General features: G+C 70.7%; 13 protein-coding genes. 8 read left to right on the top strand and 5 right to left on the bottom strand.

The window, feature by feature from the left end:
* Window positions 1-685: 685 nt before the first annotated feature.
* Complete coding sequence (gene rph, locus WG212_RS03660) at window positions 686-1,402, bottom strand: ribonuclease PH (RefSeq protein WP_337185711.1); 717 nt, start codon at window positions 1,400-1,402, stop codon at window positions 686-688.
* Between the two features lie 149 nt (window positions 1,403-1,551).
* Between rph and hrcA the strand changes: the two genes are divergently transcribed.
* The 3 genes from hrcA to dnaN all read left to right on the top strand — a co-directional run bounded on the left by hrcA (window position 1,552) and on the right by dnaN (window position 4,479).
* The gene (gene hrcA, locus WG212_RS03655; protein WP_337186052.1) at window positions 1,552-2,577 is read left to right on the top strand and encodes a heat-inducible transcriptional repressor HrcA; all 1,026 of its coding nucleotides are present in this window, start codon (window positions 1,552-1,554) and stop codon (window positions 2,575-2,577) included.
* 15 nt (window positions 2,578-2,592) lie between these two features.
* The gene (grpE, locus tag WG212_RS03650) at window positions 2,593-3,207 is read left to right on the top strand and encodes a nucleotide exchange factor GrpE (RefSeq protein ID WP_337185710.1); all 615 of its coding nucleotides are present in this window, start codon (window positions 2,593-2,595) and stop codon (window positions 3,205-3,207) included.
* 153 nt (window positions 3,208-3,360) lie between these two features.
* Window positions 3,361-4,479: a DNA polymerase III subunit beta gene (gene dnaN / locus WG212_RS03645; protein WP_337185709.1), complete on the top strand. Its 1,119-nt coding sequence runs from the start codon at window positions 3,361-3,363 to the stop codon at window positions 4,477-4,479.
* Here dnaN and WG212_RS03640 read toward each other — a convergent pair.
* Window positions 4,469-6,043, bottom strand: coding sequence for a hypothetical protein (locus WG212_RS03640; protein WP_337185708.1), 1,575 nt, complete (start codon window positions 6,041-6,043; stop codon window positions 4,469-4,471). The genes dnaN and WG212_RS03640 overlap by 11 nt on opposite strands.
* Before the next feature lie 102 nt (window positions 6,044-6,145).
* Window positions 6,146-6,430, bottom strand: coding sequence for a zinc-finger domain-containing protein (locus WG212_RS03635; RefSeq protein WP_337185707.1), 285 nt, complete (start codon window positions 6,428-6,430; stop codon window positions 6,146-6,148).
* A 121-nt stretch (window positions 6,431-6,551) separates the two neighbouring features.
* Here WG212_RS03635 and WG212_RS03630 point away from each other — a divergent pair, with 121 nt between their 5' ends.
* On the top strand, window positions 6,552-7,508 hold the full coding sequence (locus WG212_RS03630) for an ABC transporter ATP-binding protein (RefSeq protein ID WP_337185706.1): 957 nt from the start codon (window positions 6,552-6,554) through the stop codon (window positions 7,506-7,508).
* 231 nt (window positions 7,509-7,739) lie between these two features.
* Window positions 7,740-9,188 (top strand): tannase/feruloyl esterase family alpha/beta hydrolase, encoded by a 1,449-nt coding sequence (locus WG212_RS03625; protein ID WP_337185705.1) that lies wholly within the window; start codon window positions 7,740-7,742, stop codon window positions 9,186-9,188.
* A 17-nt stretch (window positions 9,189-9,205) separates the two neighbouring features.
* On the opposite strand, the gene WG212_RS03620 is transcribed toward WG212_RS03625, so the two are convergent.
* Window positions 9,206-9,754 carry a GNAT family N-acetyltransferase gene (locus WG212_RS03620; RefSeq protein ID WP_337185704.1) on the bottom strand — a complete coding sequence of 183 codons (549 nt, stop codon included), beginning with the start codon at window positions 9,752-9,754 and terminating at the stop codon, window positions 9,206-9,208.
* A gap of 80 nt (window positions 9,755-9,834) precedes the next feature.
* On the opposite strand from WG212_RS03620, the gene mutS reads away from it, so the two are divergent.
* Both mutS and WG212_RS03610 read left to right on the top strand, forming a co-directional pair.
* Window positions 9,835-12,516 (top strand): DNA mismatch repair protein MutS, encoded by a 2,682-nt coding sequence (gene mutS, locus WG212_RS03615; protein ID WP_337185703.1) that lies wholly within the window; start codon window positions 9,835-9,837, stop codon window positions 12,514-12,516.
* A 175-nt stretch (window positions 12,517-12,691) separates the two neighbouring features.
* Window positions 12,692-13,327 (top strand): HAD-IA family hydrolase, encoded by a 636-nt coding sequence (locus WG212_RS03610; RefSeq protein ID WP_337185702.1) that lies wholly within the window; start codon window positions 12,692-12,694, stop codon window positions 13,325-13,327.
* Here WG212_RS03610 and WG212_RS03605 read toward each other — a convergent pair.
* A complete protein-coding gene (locus WG212_RS03605; RefSeq protein ID WP_337185701.1) occupies window positions 13,293-13,634 on the bottom strand; it encodes a hypothetical protein in 342 nt (113 codons plus the stop codon). The two genes, WG212_RS03610 and WG212_RS03605, sit on opposite strands and share 35 nt — an antisense overlap.
* A gap of 108 nt (window positions 13,635-13,742) precedes the next feature.
* On the opposite strand from WG212_RS03605, the gene WG212_RS03600 reads away from it, so the two are divergent.
* Window positions 13,743-16,556, top strand: coding sequence for a [protein-PII] uridylyltransferase (locus WG212_RS03600; RefSeq protein ID WP_337185700.1), 2,814 nt, complete (start codon window positions 13,743-13,745; stop codon window positions 16,554-16,556).
* Window positions 16,557-16,648: the final 92 nt, after the last annotated feature.

The following is a 16,648-nucleotide window of genomic DNA, read 5'->3' as shown; positions in this document are numbered from 1 at the left end:
CTCGCAGGTGAGGAGCGCCTGGGTTTCTTCTTCCGGCCGGAGCGCTGGGCGGGCGAGCCGGCGAACCGCGAGCCGAACACGTGCGACGACCTGAGCTGGTTCCCACTGGGCGCCTGGCCCGAACCGACCATACCCTACATCCGAGCGACGCTGGAGAACCTGCTGGCGGGCCATCCCTATTCAGAGTTCGGCTGGCCCTGAAGCGCGCGCGCCAGCGGCCGGGAGCCGGCGTCTCCCGCGCACCTCTTTGAGCGGCCACGCCGCATTCCTCCAGACGACAGGCCTCCCAGACGACAGGCGCATCCCACCCGGAAGCCGCCGCCATCGCAACGCGGCGCAAGGCATGCGGCATTGCAGCGCAGATTATTTCATCCTCCGACGAAATACTTGAAATCACCGAGATGAAATCCTACCTCCAGATCAACGCTGCACTGCACAATGGAGTGTCCCATGGTCAAGATGATCGAAAAGTTCCTGGACGCCCTGTTCGCCCCTCTGGCGCGCGAACTCGAGCGCCTGCCCCCGCAGGCCATGCGTTTCAACGTGTTCTTCTGATCCGACCGCTCCCCCATCCCCCACGGGGAGCCCGGACAGACCGACGGCGTCGCCCTCACGGGCGACGCCGTCTTCTCTTGCGGAAAAGACCGGCCCTAGCCGGCCGCCCGGAAAGCGCGCGGTCGCCGTGTCAGGCGGTCGTGGCGGCCCTCTGATAGGCGCAGAGTTCGCCGATTCCCTTGCGGGCCAGCGAGAACAGGGCCTCGAACTCGCCCTGGCTGAAACCGCGCTTCTCGCCCGTGGCCTGGACCTCCACGATGTCGCCCGAGCCGGTCAGCACGAAGTTGGCGTCGGCCTCGGCGTTCGAATCCTCCTCGTAGTCGAGGTCGAGGACCGGCGCGCCGTCGAAGATTCCGCAGCTCACCGCCGCGACCTGGTCGAGGATGGGGTCGGCCGAGATGACGCCTTCGTCCAGCAGGTATTTCGTCGCCAGGCGCAGGGCCACCCACGCGCCGGTGATCGAGGCGGTGCGCGTGCCGCCATCGGCCTGCAGCACGTCGCAGTCCACGGTGATCTGGCGCTCGCCCAAGGCCTTCAGATCGGTGACGGCGCGCAGCGAACGACCGATCAGGCGCTGGATCTCCTGGGTGCGCCCGCTCTGCTTGCCGGCGGCGGCCTCACGCCGGCCGCGGGTGTGCGTGGCCCTTGGCAGCATGCCGTACTCGGCGGTGACCCAGCCTTGGCCCTTGCCCCGCAGGAAGCCCGGCACGCCGTCCTCCAGGCTGGCCGTGACCAGGACCTTGGTATGGCCCGCCGTGATCAGGCACGATCCTTCAGCGTAGCGGGTGACGGCGGTCTCGAGGGTGATCGGGCGCAGGAGGTCGGGGGCGCGTTCAGAGGGGCGCATGGCTCGGCTTTCGGCAGAATCAGAAGCGGTCGGCGCCTTGCGCCGGGGAAGGTCGGGCTTATCCTAGATCGCGATGATCACGTCCATGGGCCGATGAAGCAGCCGCCGTGACGCCCTCGCCGTTCTCCCGCGGGCCGAGCCTGGCCGACATGGACGCGCGTGCGCGCGACATCTTCCGCCGCATCGTGGAAAGCTATCTGGAGACGGGCGAGCCGGTCGGCTCCCGCACCCTGTCCAAGGGCGGCGTCTCGCTGTCGCCCGCCTCGATCCGCAACACCATGCAGGACCTCACCCAGCTCGGCCTGCTGGGCGCGCCGCACGTCAGCGCCGGTCGGCTGCCGACCCATGCGGGCCTGCGCCTGTTCGTGGACGGACTGATGGAGGTGGGCGACGTCGGCGACGACGAGCGGCGCAACATCGAGGCGCGGCTGAAGGCGCACGGCCGCAACTACGACGAGGCGCTGAACGAGGCTTCCGCGATCCTCTCGGGCCTGGCCGGCGGCGCCGGCGTGGTGGTGACGCCGATGCGGGACGCTGGCGTCACCCATGTGGAGTTCGTGCCGCTCTCGGGCGAGCGGACCCTGGCCATCATGGTCTTCGACGACGGCACGGTGGAGAATCGCCTCATCCGCCTGCCGATCGGGGTGACCCCGTCGGCCCTGCAGGAAGCCTCCAACTTCCTGAACGCCCGGCTGCGCGGCCGCACCCTGACCGAAGCCAAGGCGGATCTCCGCGTCGAGCTGGACCGGGCGCGGCGCGAACTGGACGCCACGGCCGCGCGGCTGGTGGAGGACGGGCTGGCGGCCTGGGGCGGCGGCGACATCGAGGATCGGGCGCTGATCGTACGGGGCCGCGCCAACCTGCTCGAGGACCGCGAGGCGCTGGACGACCTGGAGCGTGTCCGCTCGCTGTTCGAGGACCTGGAGCAGAAGGAACAGCTCATCCAACTCCTCGACGGCGTGCGCGACGGCGAGGGTGTCCGCATCTTCATCGGCGCCGAAACGCGACTCTTTTCCCTTTCGGGTTCCGCTGTGATCGCGGCGCCCTATATGACGGGCGGCCAGAAGGTGGTGGGCGCGATCGGTGTGATCGGACCTACCCGCCTGAACTATGCGCGCGTGATTCCGTTGGTGGACTACACCGCCCGCGTGCTGGGCCAGGTGATGAACGCATAGGAACGCAAGGAAGAGATGTCCGAAGACCTGACGCCCGCCGATTTCGAAGCCGACGCCGGCCAGGCCGACGCCCTGGACGTCGAGGCGATGGCCGCCGAGATCAAGGCGCTCAAGGAGCAGGTGCTCCGCTACGCCGCCGAGGCCGAGAACACCAAGCGCCGCGCCGAACGTGAAGCGAACGACGCGCGCGCCTACGCCATCACCAAGTTCGCCCGCGACCTGCTGGGCGTGGCCGACAACTTCGACCGCGCCCTGACTGCGGCGCCGCAGGGCGGCGAAGACGTGGTGAAGAACTTCGTCGTCGGCGTGGAGATGACCGCCAAGGCGCTCCAGGGCGCGTTCGACGCCAACGGCCTGAAGAAGATCGACCCGACCAAGGGCGAGAAGTTCGACCCGCACAAGCACCAGGCGATGATGGAGCAGCCCGGGACCGACGTGGAGCCGGGCGGAGTCGTCCAGACGCTGCAGCCCGGCTACGAACTGCTGGGCCGTCTGGTGCGGCCGGCCATGGTGGTCGTCGCGGCCAAGGGCGCGGGCGCACAGGCCGGACCGACGTCCGCGTCCGGCGGCAACCCCTACGGCGCCAGCGGCGAGGGCGATCCGGGCGGATCGGTCGACACCCGGGCCTGAGCGGCGCCCAACGGCCCCGTTTTGCTGTGGGACAAGGCTCCGCTCCCCTTTCACAGCCTTGCGAAATCGCTAATGTCCGCAGTCCCCGCCGTTCGGGGCGAGCGCCGTTTCCGGTGATTCGTCCCGAGGGCGTCAGGCGAGCCGGGACCTGGAATGAAGCTGACGATCGAACGCGCCGCCCTCCTGAAGGCGCTGGGCCACGTGCAGAGCGCCGTGGAGCGCCGCAACACGATCCCGATCCTGTCCAACGTACTGTTGTCGGCGACAGGGGACCGGCTGACCTTCTCGGCCACCGACCTCGACATGGAGATCGTCGACGAGGCTCTGGCCCAGGTGGACCAGGCCGGCCAGATCACCGCGCCGGCGCACACGCTCTATGAGATCGTCCGCAAGCTGCCCGAGGGCGCCGACGTCTCGCTCAGCTTCACCGGCGAGGATCCGCGCCTGACCGTGGCGGCGGGGCGCAGCCGCTTCAACCTGCCGGTTCTGCCGGCCGGCGACTTCCCGGTAATGTCGGCCGAGGGCTTCTCGGGCCGGATGTCGGTGGACGTGAACGACCTGATCCGCCTGATCGACAAGACCCGTTTCGCGATCTCGGCCGAGGAGACGCGCTATTACCTGAACGGCCTCTACGTCCACACGCTGATCGTGGACGGCAGCCCGCGCCTGCGTGCGGTGGCCACCGACGGCTCGCGCCTGGCCCTGGCCGACATGCCCGCGCCCGAAGGCGCCGCCGGCGCGCCCGGCGTGATCGTGCCACGCAAGACCATCGGCGAAATCCGCCGCCTCCTCGACGATGCGGGCGAGAACGTGGACCTCCAGGTCAGCCCCCAGAAGGTGCGGCTGGAACTGGGCGGCGCGGCCCTGACGTCCAAGGTCATCGACGGCAACTTCCCCGACTATGCGCGCGTGATCCCCAAGGACAACCATCGCACCGTGCTGGCGGACGCCAAGCTGTTCGCTCAGGCCGTCGACCGGGTGGCGACCATCTCGGCCGAGAAGAGCCGCTCGGTGCGCATGGCCATCGAATCCGGCCGCGTCGTCCTCACCGTGCGCAACATGGAGGCCGGCCAGGCGGTGGAGGAACTGGAGATCGACTACGAGGGCGAGGCCTTCGAGCTGTCGTTCAACGCCCGCTACCTGCTGGACATCACCGACCAGATCTCGGGCGGGACGATGGAGCTCCGCTTCGGCGGCCCCAACGACCCCGCGCTTGTCCTCGACCCCGCCGACGCCGACGTCCAGTATATCCTGATGCCGCTCAGGGTCTGAGGACGGCCGACGGCTCCGCGCCAGGGGATCCAGCAGCGGGCGTCACATTGCAGGCGTAGATCCTGCAAACTTCGGCGCGGGCGGCGCGAAGCCCGAGGAGATAGCTCGCGGCGGCTTCCACGTTCGCGACCGCAGCCTCGGCTCCAGCGATCTGAATGGCGTTGAATCGCATGCCCGCGTCCGAACGCTGGAATTGTTGCGCCGCCTCCAGTTCGTCCAACGTAAACTCGCGAGCGACGGCTTCGACGCCACGCCGCAGCACGACCGGAAGCAATCGCTCGAACTCGGCTCTCGCGATCTCCTCCACCAGCCGCCTGCCCTCTTCTGGCGATTTGGCGCCCGGGTCGTTGATGCTGCGATAGTGCGCCTCCGAAAAATCTCGGATCGATTGCGCCATTCTCTCGGCAAAGAGGGACTGCGAGATCTGCATGGCGCGCCCGTCCGGCGCTCCGAGCGCCACGGCCGGTGGTTCCGGACGCCTCGCCGCAAACCGTACGACCGGATAGATCTCGCCGGGTGGCAAGCTGTCGGAGGCGAGCTGATAATAGGGTGTGAGCGACAGGGCCGCATCCGCGTAGCCCAGACCGGAAGGGCGCTCCGAAACCACCCTACATCCCATGATCGCACCGTCCGGGGCGGGTTTGCACGCCAGACGTACGACGCCTTGGATGCCTGTGCGTTGTCCGAGGGTTGGACCGCTGCGCGCGATCTGGTCGATCGTCGGGCTTCGTGACCATGCCGGTTCGGCAGGGTCGTTGGATACGTCGTCCGCACAAGCGATCCGACGACAGAGTTCTTCGGCGATCGCATACCGCCACGCCAGCAGGAAGCTGGTGCGTACGGAGCGCATCGTGCTGCTGGACAGTGGGTGGACTCGAGCCAACTTCCGGCCAGCCGACGACTCGTAGAATGCGATGCTCGCATCGAGCTGTGCAGAGGTCATGCCTTCCGCGAACGGGACGGCGGCGTGCGCCAGGAAGGTTTCGTGGCTGGTGTCGGTCGCCTCGCGCAACGCCGCCAGCACCCGCGCCTTGAGTATAGGATCCACCCCCGGCATCGGTAAGTCGGTCAACCGGCCCAGTCTCGCAAGCATCGAGTCGTAGTGCTGGAAATCGGGCCTCGCCGCTCGATAGAGTCTCTGCGCCCGCTCGCCGGCCGACGACGTTTCCACCGCCTGGGTGTTCACCGGCGGCCCATCGCCGATGGGCGGCGCGGGAAAGGGCACCGGAAGATCCACCCGGCGCGGGCCGGACGAACCTGTATCTGCTCCATACCGCTGGAACTTGAAGTAAGGCGCCAAGCTCAGCGCCGCGAAGCCGAAACCCCAACCTGCCGGCGATTCTCGCAGAACCTCACAATCCGCTGGCCGACCGTGAGCTTCGACTGTGCATGACAGAACGGCTTCGCCGGAAATCCGCAGCTCAGCCGCGAGTAGAGGATGCGCCTGCGCGATCCGCTCGCGGCCGGGCGCTTCAGACCACGGCGTCGCATCGCGCATCTGCGCGGCGGCCCCGGAAGCGGCGATGAGCACCGCTCCCATCGCCAGTGTGATGAATTTGAACATACGAAGCCCCTTGCGAAGCCTCTACCGCAAACTCGATTTCGTCCAGCCGCTGTCGTGGCGCTTCCACCGACCCGACGGTGTTACCGACGTTAAGGCGAAGGCTCAGTGCCCGCCGGCGCCCTCGTACACACCCGGAGCCAGACGTTCGTCCTCGGGGCGCTCGTGGCCGTGGGCCAGAATGAAGCGACGGTCGCAATAGGGGCATTCCACGAAATCCGCCTCGCCCATCTCCAGCCACACCCGCGGGTGGCCCAGGGCGCCGCCGACGCCGTCGCAGGCGATCCGCCGCGTGCGGACATGGACCACTTCCGCCACGTATGCGTCGGCCGCGGATGCGGCGGGCCGGAGTTCTGCCTCGGGAGGCTTTGCGGCGACTTTGCGGGCCATGGTCCTCGAACACCTTCGACCGCCCGGCTTGGCTGCGGAGCGGCGCGGCCCTAGGTATGCGACCCACGCTCCGCGCGTCAACGACAGGCCGCGCGTCAACGACAGGCCAGGACCCCGCCGCATGGACCTTCCCGAATTCGCCATCGAGGCCCGGGGGCTGACCAAGACCTATGCGGCCACCAAGACCACGCCCGAAATGAAGGCGCTGAAGGGGATCGACCTGGCCGTCCCCCGGGGGTCGATCTTCGGCCTGCTCGGGCCGAACGGGGCCGGAAAGTCCACCTTCATCAACATCCTGGCCGGTCTCTGCCGCAAGACGTCGGGAACGGTAAGCATCTGGGGGCGCGATATCGACACGCGGCCGCGCGACGCTCGCGCCGCCATCGGCGTGGTGCCCCAGGAGATCGCCGCCGACCCGTTCTTCACCCCTCGGGAGTCGCTGGAGGTGACGGCGGGGATGTACGCCGTGCCCGCGTCCGAGCGTCGCACCGACGAGCTGCTCTCCGCCCTGGGCCTGGCCGACAAGGCGAACGCCTACGTGCGCCAGCTCTCGGGGGGCATGAAGCGACGGCTGATGGTGGCCAAGGCGATGGTCCACAACCCCCCGGTCCTGATCCTCGACGAGCCCACCGCCGGCGTGGACGTGGAGTTGCGCCGCCAGCTCTGGGCCTATGTGCTGGAACTGAACCGGCGGGGCGTGACCATCGTGCTCACCACCCACTACCTGGAGGAGGCCCAGGAGCTCTGCGACGAGATCGCCATCGTCAACCGCGGCCAGGTGGTCGCCTGCGAACCCACCACGACCCTGCTGCGCCGCATGGACACCCGCCACGTCCTGGTGACGCCCGAGGAACCCGTGACCGCCGCGCCGACGCTGCCCGGCTTCGAGACGAAGCTCATCAAGGCGGGCGGCTTCTCGGTCGGCTACCGCACCGGCCAGTCCAGCGTGGAGCAGGTGCTGGCCGCGATCCGCGCCGCGGGCCTGCACATCAGGGACATCTCGACCGAGGACCCCGACCTGGAGGACGTCTTCGTCTCGCTGACATCCGGCGCGGCCAACCAACCCGCCGGCGCATAGGGAGAGCGGGTGTTGAAGTCGCGGGGGACCGCCGCTCTAAATGACCGGCAGACCCCTGGCGGAGCGAGCCGGATGCGAGACGTCTTTCCCTCCTGCCCCCGAACCCGGCGCGCACGCCACGCCTGGGCGGCGTTCCTGGCCGGTCTGGCGCTCGCGTGCCCCGTCGCGGGGGCGGCGGGCGAAATCGCGGCTGTCGAATCCCCAGCCGCCAGATGCGCCGCGCTGAAGGACATGGCGGTTCCGGCGGCCGCCTTCACCCTGCCAACCGGCGGAGCGATCGTGCAGGAAGCCCTCGCCGTCGCCGCGGACCCCGGATCGGGCCTGCCGGCCTATTGCCGGGTCCGCGGCGCGATCACACCGGCCGAAGCCGGCGACCTGCCGATCATGTTCCAGATCAACCTGCCCGACCGGTGGAACCTGAAGACCGTCCAGCATGGCGGCGGCGGCCTGAACGGGGTGCTGATCGAGGCAACCGGCCCGTTCGCCGGCGGTCGCGGCGTTCCGCCCGCGCTGGCCCGCGGCTATGTCACCTACGGCAGCGACTCGGGCCACCAGACTCCCGACCGCAGCTTCTTCGGAAACCCTCAGGCCTTCGCGAACTACAGCCACGAGGCGGTCAAGCGCACGAAGGACCTCACCAGCCACGTGGTGAAGGCCTACTACGGCCGCGACGCGCGCCGGAACTACCACATCGGCGGGTCCAAAGGCGGGCAGGAAGGGCTGCAGGCGGCGCAACGCTACGCCTCGGACTTCGACGGCGTGGTGGCCTACTATCCCGCGGCCCAGAACCAGGCGCTCCAACTGGCCTGGAACCGGCTCTGGCACGCCGCCTTCAATCCGCCGGGCGGCGCCCTGAACGCCACCGAACAGGCTCTCCTGAAGTCGGCCGTCCTGGCGGCCTGCGACCATCTGGACGGCCTGGCGGACGGTATCGTCTCCAACACCACCGGCTGCGCCGGCGCCTTCCGCGTCAGGGAGCTGCGTTGCCCCGACGGCGTCGACGCGGGGGACGCCTGCCTGTCGGACCGGCAGATCCGGGCGCTCGAGACCGCGGCGCAGCCGTTCGGGTTCGCCCACCCCATGCCCAACGGCGTGAATTCGGTCGGGCCTTGGCCCGTCTTCATCGGAGGCGACCTCGAAACCTGGTTCGGCACAGGCGTCGACGGCACGCAACAGGCGTTCTACCGGTCAACCTCTCTGAGGCCCGAGGCGGCCCGCTCGACGGACATCCCCGAACAGGCGTGGCGGGAAGGTGTCCTGGCGACCGCCCGCATCTACGACGCCAGCCAGCCCGACATCGACGCGTTCCGGGCCCGCGGCGGCAAGCTTATCCTGGTGCAGGGCACGACCGACATGCTGGTCCCGATCGCGATGACGAGCCACTACGCCGAGGCGCTGGCCAGGCGCTACGGGCCGGCGCGGGTCCGCGACTTCGTCCGCTACTACCTGGTTCCCGGCTATGGGCACGGCGGCGGCGCATTCACCCTGAGCTGGGATGCGCTTGCCGCGCTCGACGACTGGGTCGAGGCCGGCACGCCTCCGCGCAATCCCACGGGCGCCGACCTGAGCGCCGGGGGCGCCGGACGACAACGACCGCTGTGCGAGGCGCCCGCCTGGCCGAAGTACCGCGGCCGGGGCGATCCCGCCCGCGCCGACAGCTTCGTCTGCGAGACGCGCTGAGCGGCGCGGCGGCGTCCTCACTCCGCCAGGTCGCCGATGTCGCGCCAGACGTAGGCGACCTCCCAGTTGCGGCCACCGCCGGGGCCGGGTTCCTGACGGGCCGCTTCGCCCACGCCGCCCAGGTGTTCGTAGAACCGGCGCGCCCGTACGTTGTCGCGCAGCACCGATATGACCAGCGACCGCGCGCCCCGGGCCGCCAGGACCCGCGCCGTCTCGATCAGGAGACGGCGTCCCAGGCCGCGCCCCTGGGCGGCGCCCAGCAGGTAGAGGGTGGCGATCTCGGCCTCGCCGGGCACGGCGCGCCGCGACGGACCACCCTCGGCGTAACCCACGAGGCCGCTCCGGTCGGCCGCGGCCAGGATGACGTCGTCGGGGCTTGGCCGCAGCAGCCTGTGGCCGAACCGGCGCGCGAACACCGGCTCGGACATCCGGGCCAGGTACGCGTCGGGAAGGAGTCCGCGGTAGGTCTGGCGCCACGACGCCACATGCACCGACGCCAAGGCCTCGGCGTCGGCCGGGCCGGCGGGAAAGACGACGAAGCCGGTATCGACACGTCCCTGCGCCATTCATCCACAGCTTGGCGCTGGAGGCCCCGCTTTCAAGGGGGTGCGGGGCGCCGCCGCATCCTTTAGCTTCCGGGGCTCCTATGAACGCCCAGGCGCCCCCCCTTCCCGACGCCGCCGGCGCGACGCCGGTCATGGCCCAGTATTTCGAGGCCAAGGCGCGTCAGCCCGACGCGCTGGTCTTCTTCCGCATGGGCGACTTCTACGAGCTGTTCTTCGAGGACGCCCAGAAGGCCGCCGCCGCGCTGGGCATCACGCTCACGGCGCGGGGGAACCACGCGGGCGCGCCCATTCCCATGGCCGGGGTGCCGGCCCACGCCATGGAGGCCTATCTCGCCAAGCTGATCCGGGCGGGCTTCAAGGTCGCGGTCTGCGACCAGCTCGAGGACCCGGCCGAGGCCAAGCGTCGCGGCGGCTCCAAGGCGGTGGTCCGGCGCGAGGTGACGCGCGTGGTCACGCCCGGCACCCTGACCGAGGACGGCCTTCTGGACGCCCGGGGCGCCAACCGGCTGGCGGCCGTGAGCGTGCGCGCCGGCGGCGCGGCGGTGGCCAGCGTGGAGCTCTCGACCGGCGAGGTCGAGTGCCTGGCCGTGACGATCCAGGGCCTCGCTTCGGCCCTGGCCGCGCTGGGGCCGTCCGAGATCCTGGTCCCCGACCGGCTGTTCGCGGACGAGCAGGTCTCAGCCGCGCTGAAGCAGGCCGGCGGCTTCGTGCAGCCGATGCCCAGCGCGCTGGCCGAGCCCGGCGCGTCCGAGGCCCGGCTGAAGCGGCTCTACGGCGTCGAGACCCTGGACGGCTTCGGGACGCTCTCGGGCGCCGAGGTGTCCGCCCTGGGCCTGATCGCCGCCCATCTCGAGACCACCCAAGCCGGCCGGGCGCCGGCGCTGTCGGCGCCCCGCCGGGCGGGCGAGAGCGACGTCATGGCGATCGACCCGGCCACCCGCGCCAGCCTGGAGATCGAGAAGACCACCGCCGGCGCCCGCGAGGGCTCGCTGCTGTCGGCCATCGACCGCACCGTCACCGCACCGGGCGCGCGCCTGCTGGCCAGCCGGCTGGCCCGGCCGCTTCTGGACCCGGCCGCCATCGACACGCGGCTGGATTCCGTCGCCTGGTTCGTCGGCCATCGGGCGCAGCGCGAGCGCCTGCGTGAGACGCTCAAGGGCCTGCCGGACATGGCCCGCGGCCTGTCGCGCCTAGCCCTGGGCCGGGGCGGCCCGCGCGACCTCGGCGCCCTGCGCGACGGCCTGGCCGCCGGCCAGACCGTGCGACGCCTGTTCCGGGAGACCGCAGACCCGCTGGTGCGTCTTCCGAACGAGATCGCGGACGCGCTGGACGCGCTGGACATCGAGCGCGACGAGAGCCTGAGCGCCTTCCGCGACCATCTGGCCACGGGCCTCGGTCCCGACCTGCCCGCCCTGGCCCGCGACGGCGGCTTCGTGGCCGAGGGCGTACGGCCCGAGCTGGACCAGGCCCGCGCCCTGTGCGACGACAGCCGGCGGGTGATCGCGGCGCTGGAATCCCGGCTGGCCGCCGAAAGCGGCGTCTCGCTCAAGATCCGGCACAATGCGGTGCTGGGCTACTTCGTCGAATGCACGGCCAAGGCCGCCGAGCCGCTGATGGCGCCGCCGCTCAACGCCACCTTCATCCACCGCCAGACGCTCGCCAACCAGGTCCGTTTCACCACCGTCGAGCTGGCCGAACTGGACGCCAAGATCGCCCAGGCCGCCGGGCGGGCGCTGGCCATCGAACTCGACACCTTCGAGGCCTGGCGCGAAGCCGCGACCGGCGTGGCCGCCCAGATCCAGGCCGCCGCCCTGGCCGCCGCGACGCTGGACGTGGGCTCGGCCCTGGCCGAATGGGCCGACGACATCGGCGCCACGCGGCCGGTGCTCGACAGGTCCACCGCCTTCGAAGCCGAGGCCGCGCGCCATCCGGTGGTGGAGGCCGCCGTGCGCCGCGCAGGCGAGGCCTTCACCCCCAACGACTGCAGGCTGGACGGCGCGGGCGTGGGCGGGGCGCGCCTCTCCATCGTCACGGGCCCGAACATGGCGGGCAAATCGACCTTCCTGCGCCAGAACGCGCTGCTGGCCGTACTGGCGCAGTCCGGCTGCTTCGTGCCGGCGAAACGCCTGCGACTGGGGGTGGTCGACCGCCTCTTCAGCCGCGTGGGCGCAGGCGACGACCTGGCGCGCGGCCGTTCCACCTTCATGATGGAAATGGTCGAGACGGCCGCGATCCTCTCTCAGGCGACCCCGCGCAGCCTGGTGATCCTGGACGAGATCGGCCGCGGCACCGCCACCTACGACGGCCTCGCCATCGCCTGGGCCTGCGCCGAAGCCCTGCACGAGACCAACCGCAGCCGGGCGCTCTTCGCCACGCACTATCACGAGCTGGCCGTGCTGGAGGGCCGGCTGGCCTATGTCTCCAACCTCAGCCTGAAGGCCAAGGAGTGGAACGGCGATCTGATCTTCCTGCACGAAGCGGGACCCGGCCCTGCGGACCGGTCGTATGGCGTGCAGGTCGCCAAGCTGGCCGGCGTACCGATGCCGGTGGTCGCCCGCGCCCGCCAGGTGCTGGAACGTCTGGAGAAGGAGGCCGCCGGTCCCGCCAACCTGGACGACCTGCCCCTGTTCGCCGCCGTCGCCGAACCTGAGGCGAAGTTCGGCCCCAGCAAGGTGGAGGAAGCCCTGGCCGTCCTCGACGTCGACGGCATGAGCCCCCGCGAGGCGATGGACGCCCTGTACCGGCTGAAGGGACTGATGTGACTTGGGCCCTGCGGGCCATCGGGTCCGGGTTTCCCGGCCAGTTGGCGGACCTTGAACACCGCGTTCCAACGCGAAGCGTTCGTGGGGGCGGACGACAGGCGGCGACGGGAAAGCGGTATCAACTTTCCCGTCGACGCCCCCGTCCACGGCGCCCTGCGACGATCACGAGTTCAGCATGGCGCTGAAGGCCCTCATGGTCGACGTCGACGGCGTGATCGTCACGACGCGCCCCGGCGGCTGGGCGGTCGACATGGAGACCGACCTCGGCCTCCCGATCGCCACCCTGCAAGCGCACTTCTTCCGACCGCACTGGGAAGACGTCGCCATGGGCCGGGCCGCCCTGCACGAGCGGCTGGCCCCGGTGCTGGCGGAACATGCGCCGCACCTGACCAGCCAGGCCCTCGCCGACTACTGGTTCGCCAAGGACAGCCTGCTCGACGAAGGCCTTCTGGCCGACCTCGCCGCCCTGCGCGCGGGCGGGCTACGGCTTCACCTGGCCACCGTGCAGGAGCACCAGCGGGCCGCCTACCTGTGGGACGTGCTGGGCCTTCGGGACCGCTTCGACGCCATGCACTACGCCGCCGACATCGGCTTCGGGAAGCCCGATCCCCGCTTCTTCGCGGCGGTCGAGGCGCGGACGGGATACGCGCCGTCCGACCTGCTGCTGCTGGACGACCGGCCCGTCAACGTCGAGGCCGCCCGCGCCGCCGGCTGGGGCGGCGCGCTCTGGGACGGGACCGAGCGGCTCGACGCCGTCCTGCGCCGCGCCGGCGCGGTCATCCCTTCGGCCGCTTCCGCTTCACCACCGTGACGGTGAACGCCTGCCGCCCGCCCGCCTTCAGCCGCCTGCGGGCCTCCTGAGCCACGCCGGACTTCCCCGCGCTGGCCGCCGTGGCGTTGATCGCGACCGGCTTCGCCTTCGCCGGGGCCAGGCCGTGACGCTTGCGGGCGCGTTCGTCCTGTTCGGCCAGTTCGGCGCGGCTCTGGGCCGTGCGGGCGGTCAGGTCCTTGACCAGGGCCTTGCCGCGCCGGGTGCGGCCGGTCAGCGAGGGGGAGACATAACGGTTGGCGTTCCAGCCCAGGCTGGTCGATCCGCCGCGGTACGATCCCCTGCCCATGTCACCCCGACGCCCGTACTGGGCGGGCGGGATAGCGGGCGGCGGGCGCGAGGAAAAGCACGAACCTCCTGCGCCCGCTGACGAAAGGGCCTATATGGCTCTTCGCCCATGCCCACGCGCCTGAAACCCACCCGTCTGGAATACGTCGTCGACGGCGTGAAGCTGCGTTCGCAGCTTTCGACGGCGGCGCTCGAGAACCTCGGCGACGAGCAGGCCCAGCGCAAGGCGGCGCTCGACATCCTGAAGGCGGCCCTGTTCCGCGGCCGGATGATCGCCAAGGAGCGGTTGGAGAACGGCGCCGGGGGCATCGAGACCGCCCGCCTGCTTTCCGGCGTGACCGACGAGGTGATCTCGGCGCTCTACGACTTCACCACGGTCCATATCTTCCGGGCCCGCAATCCCACCGAGGGCGAGCGGCTGGCGCTGATGGCGGTGGGCGGCTACGGGCGCGGCACGCTGGCGCCCTACTCCGACATCGATCTGCTGTTCGTGCGCCCCTACAAGCAGACGGCCCACGCCGAGAGCGTGATCGAATACATGCTCTACGCCTTGTGGGACCTGGGCTTCAAGGTCGGCCACGCCTCGCGGACCATCGAGGAATGCCTCAAGCTCAGCCGCGAGGACTACACGATCCGCACGTCGATCCTGGAGGCCCGGCGCCTCACCGGAGACGAGCGCCTGGCGGCCGAACTGGTCCAGCGATTCCGCGACGAAGTGGTCCGCGGCACGGGGGCCGAGTTCGTGGCGGCCAAGCTGAAGGAACGGGATGAACGCCACGCCCGTGCGGGCGCCAGCCGCTACATGGTCGAGCCCAACCTGAAGGAGGGCAAGGGCGGCCTGCGCGACCTCAACACCCTCTTCTGGATCGCCCAGTACCTGCATCCCGGCGAGACGATGGAACGGGTGATGCAGCTCGAGATGTTCGACCGGCGCGAGGTCCGGGGGTTCATCGTGGCCTTCGACTTCCTGTGGGCGGTCCGCAGCCATCTGCATTTCACCACCGGCCGGCCGGAAGAACGGCTCTCCTTCGACCTCCAGCCCGAGATCGCCCGGCGCATGGGCTATGGCGACCGCGGCGACGCGCCGGCCGTCGAGCGTTTCATGCGGCGCTACTTCCTGATCGCCAAGGACGTGGGCGCCCTCACGCGGGTGTTCGCCGCCAAGCTCGAAGCCGAGCAGATGAAGATGGCGCCCAAGGGCATCAGCCGCTTCATCCCGAACCGCAAGGTCAAGCGCAAGCCGCTGGACGAGCCCGGCTTCTCCGAGGAAGGCGGCCGGCTGGACGTCGATCCCGAACTCTTCCGGCAGGACCCGGTCAACCTGCTGCGGCTGTTCAGGATCGCCGACCAGCGGAACCTGGACCTGCATCCCGACGCCTTCACGGCGGCGTCGCGCAACATCCACCTGATCACCTCGGCCGTCCGGCGCGACGGTCACGCGGCGCGGGTGTTCCTCGACATCCTGGCGCGGGGCCGGGACCCGCGCACGACGCTGACGCTGATGAACGAGGCCGGCGTCCTGGGCCGCTACATGCCCGAGTGGGGGCGCATCGTCGCCCAGATGCAGTTCAACATGTACCACTCCTACACGGTGGACGAGCACACGCTGCGGGCCGTGGGGGTGATCGCCGACATCGCCGCCGGCCGTCTGCCCGAGGACCATCCCCTGGCCACGCAGATCATGCCGCTGATCGCCGACCGCGAGGCGCTGTTCCTGGCCATGCTGCTGCACGACACCGGCAAGGGCGGCGCCGGGGGCCAGGAGGTGGCCGGCGCCCGGGCCGCTCGCCAGGCGGGCGAGCGCCTCGGCCTCGACCGCTCCAAGATCGAGCTGGTCGCCTGGCTGGTGGAGCATCACCTGGTGATGAGCGACTTCGCCCAGAAGCGCGACGTTTCCGACCCGCGCACCGTGGCCGACTTCGCGCGCATCGTGCAGACGCCCGAGCGCCTGCGCCTGCTCCTGGTCCTGACCGTCGCCGACATCCGCGCCGTGGGGCCGGGGGTCTGGAACGGCTGGAAGGGGCAGCTCATGCGCGAGCTCTACAACGCCACCGAGGCGGTGTTCCGGGGCGGGCGCGGCTCGGACGCCGCCGCGGCCCTGCGCCGCTATCAGGAGAACGCGGCCTATGACGCCCGCGTCCGCCTGGCCAGGGCCGACCGGGCCGCCGAGAGCTGGGGCGACGCGATGGAGGACGCCTACTTCACGGCGTTCAGCGACGAGGAGGTGCTGATCCATGCCCGCCTCGCCCGCGCCGCCAGGGCTGCCGGCAGCGCCGCCGAGGGCCGCGTCCGTCCGGACCTGAACGCCTCCGAGGTGGTGGTGGCGGCGGCGGACCGCCCGCGTCTCTTCGTCGATCTCGCCGAGGCCATCACCGGAGCCAGCGCCAGCGTGATGGGCGCGCGCGTGTTCACCTCGCGCTCGGGACAGGCGCTGGACATCTTCTACGTCCAGGACGTGACCGGCGCCCCCTTCGGCGCCGACGATCCCAGGGCGTTGCAGCGGCTCGCCGACGCCCTGGCCGGCGCGGCGCGGGGCGAGCCGACCCCCCAGGAGCGCCGCCGCCAGGATCTCGGCCGGGCGGCCGCCTTCGCCATCACGCCCACCGTGATGCTCGACAACGAGGCGTCCGAAACCGCAACGGTCGTGGAGGCGTCGGGCCGCGACCGCACCGGCCTGCTGGCCGGCCTCGCGCGGACACTGTCGGACGCCGGCCTCCAGATCACCTCGGCCCACATCGACAGCTATGGCGAACGCGCCGTGGACGCCTTCTATGTGGTCGATGCGGCCGGCCAGAAGCTCACCGACGCGCGGAAGGGCAACGCGCTCAGGGCCGCGCTGCTCACGACGCTGAACGATGCGGAATCCGAGCCGGCCGGCGCCCGCCGCCCGCTCCAGCGGGCCCGGGCCAGCGTCGCGCGATAGGCCCCCCGAAAGCCCGGGTTCGCCTTACGGGAGAGCAAGGCTGCGTGCGGGGCGGCGCGCAGTAAACGACCCCTTAAGACCCGGGGCGTCTG

The organism is Phenylobacterium sp., assembly GCF_037189685.1.
In the GTDB taxonomy this organism is placed as follows: domain Bacteria; phylum Pseudomonadota; class Alphaproteobacteria; order Caulobacterales; family Caulobacteraceae; genus Phenylobacterium.
Note: the sequence above shows the minus strand (reverse complement) of the source record. Positions and strands in the feature narration are given on the sequence as shown.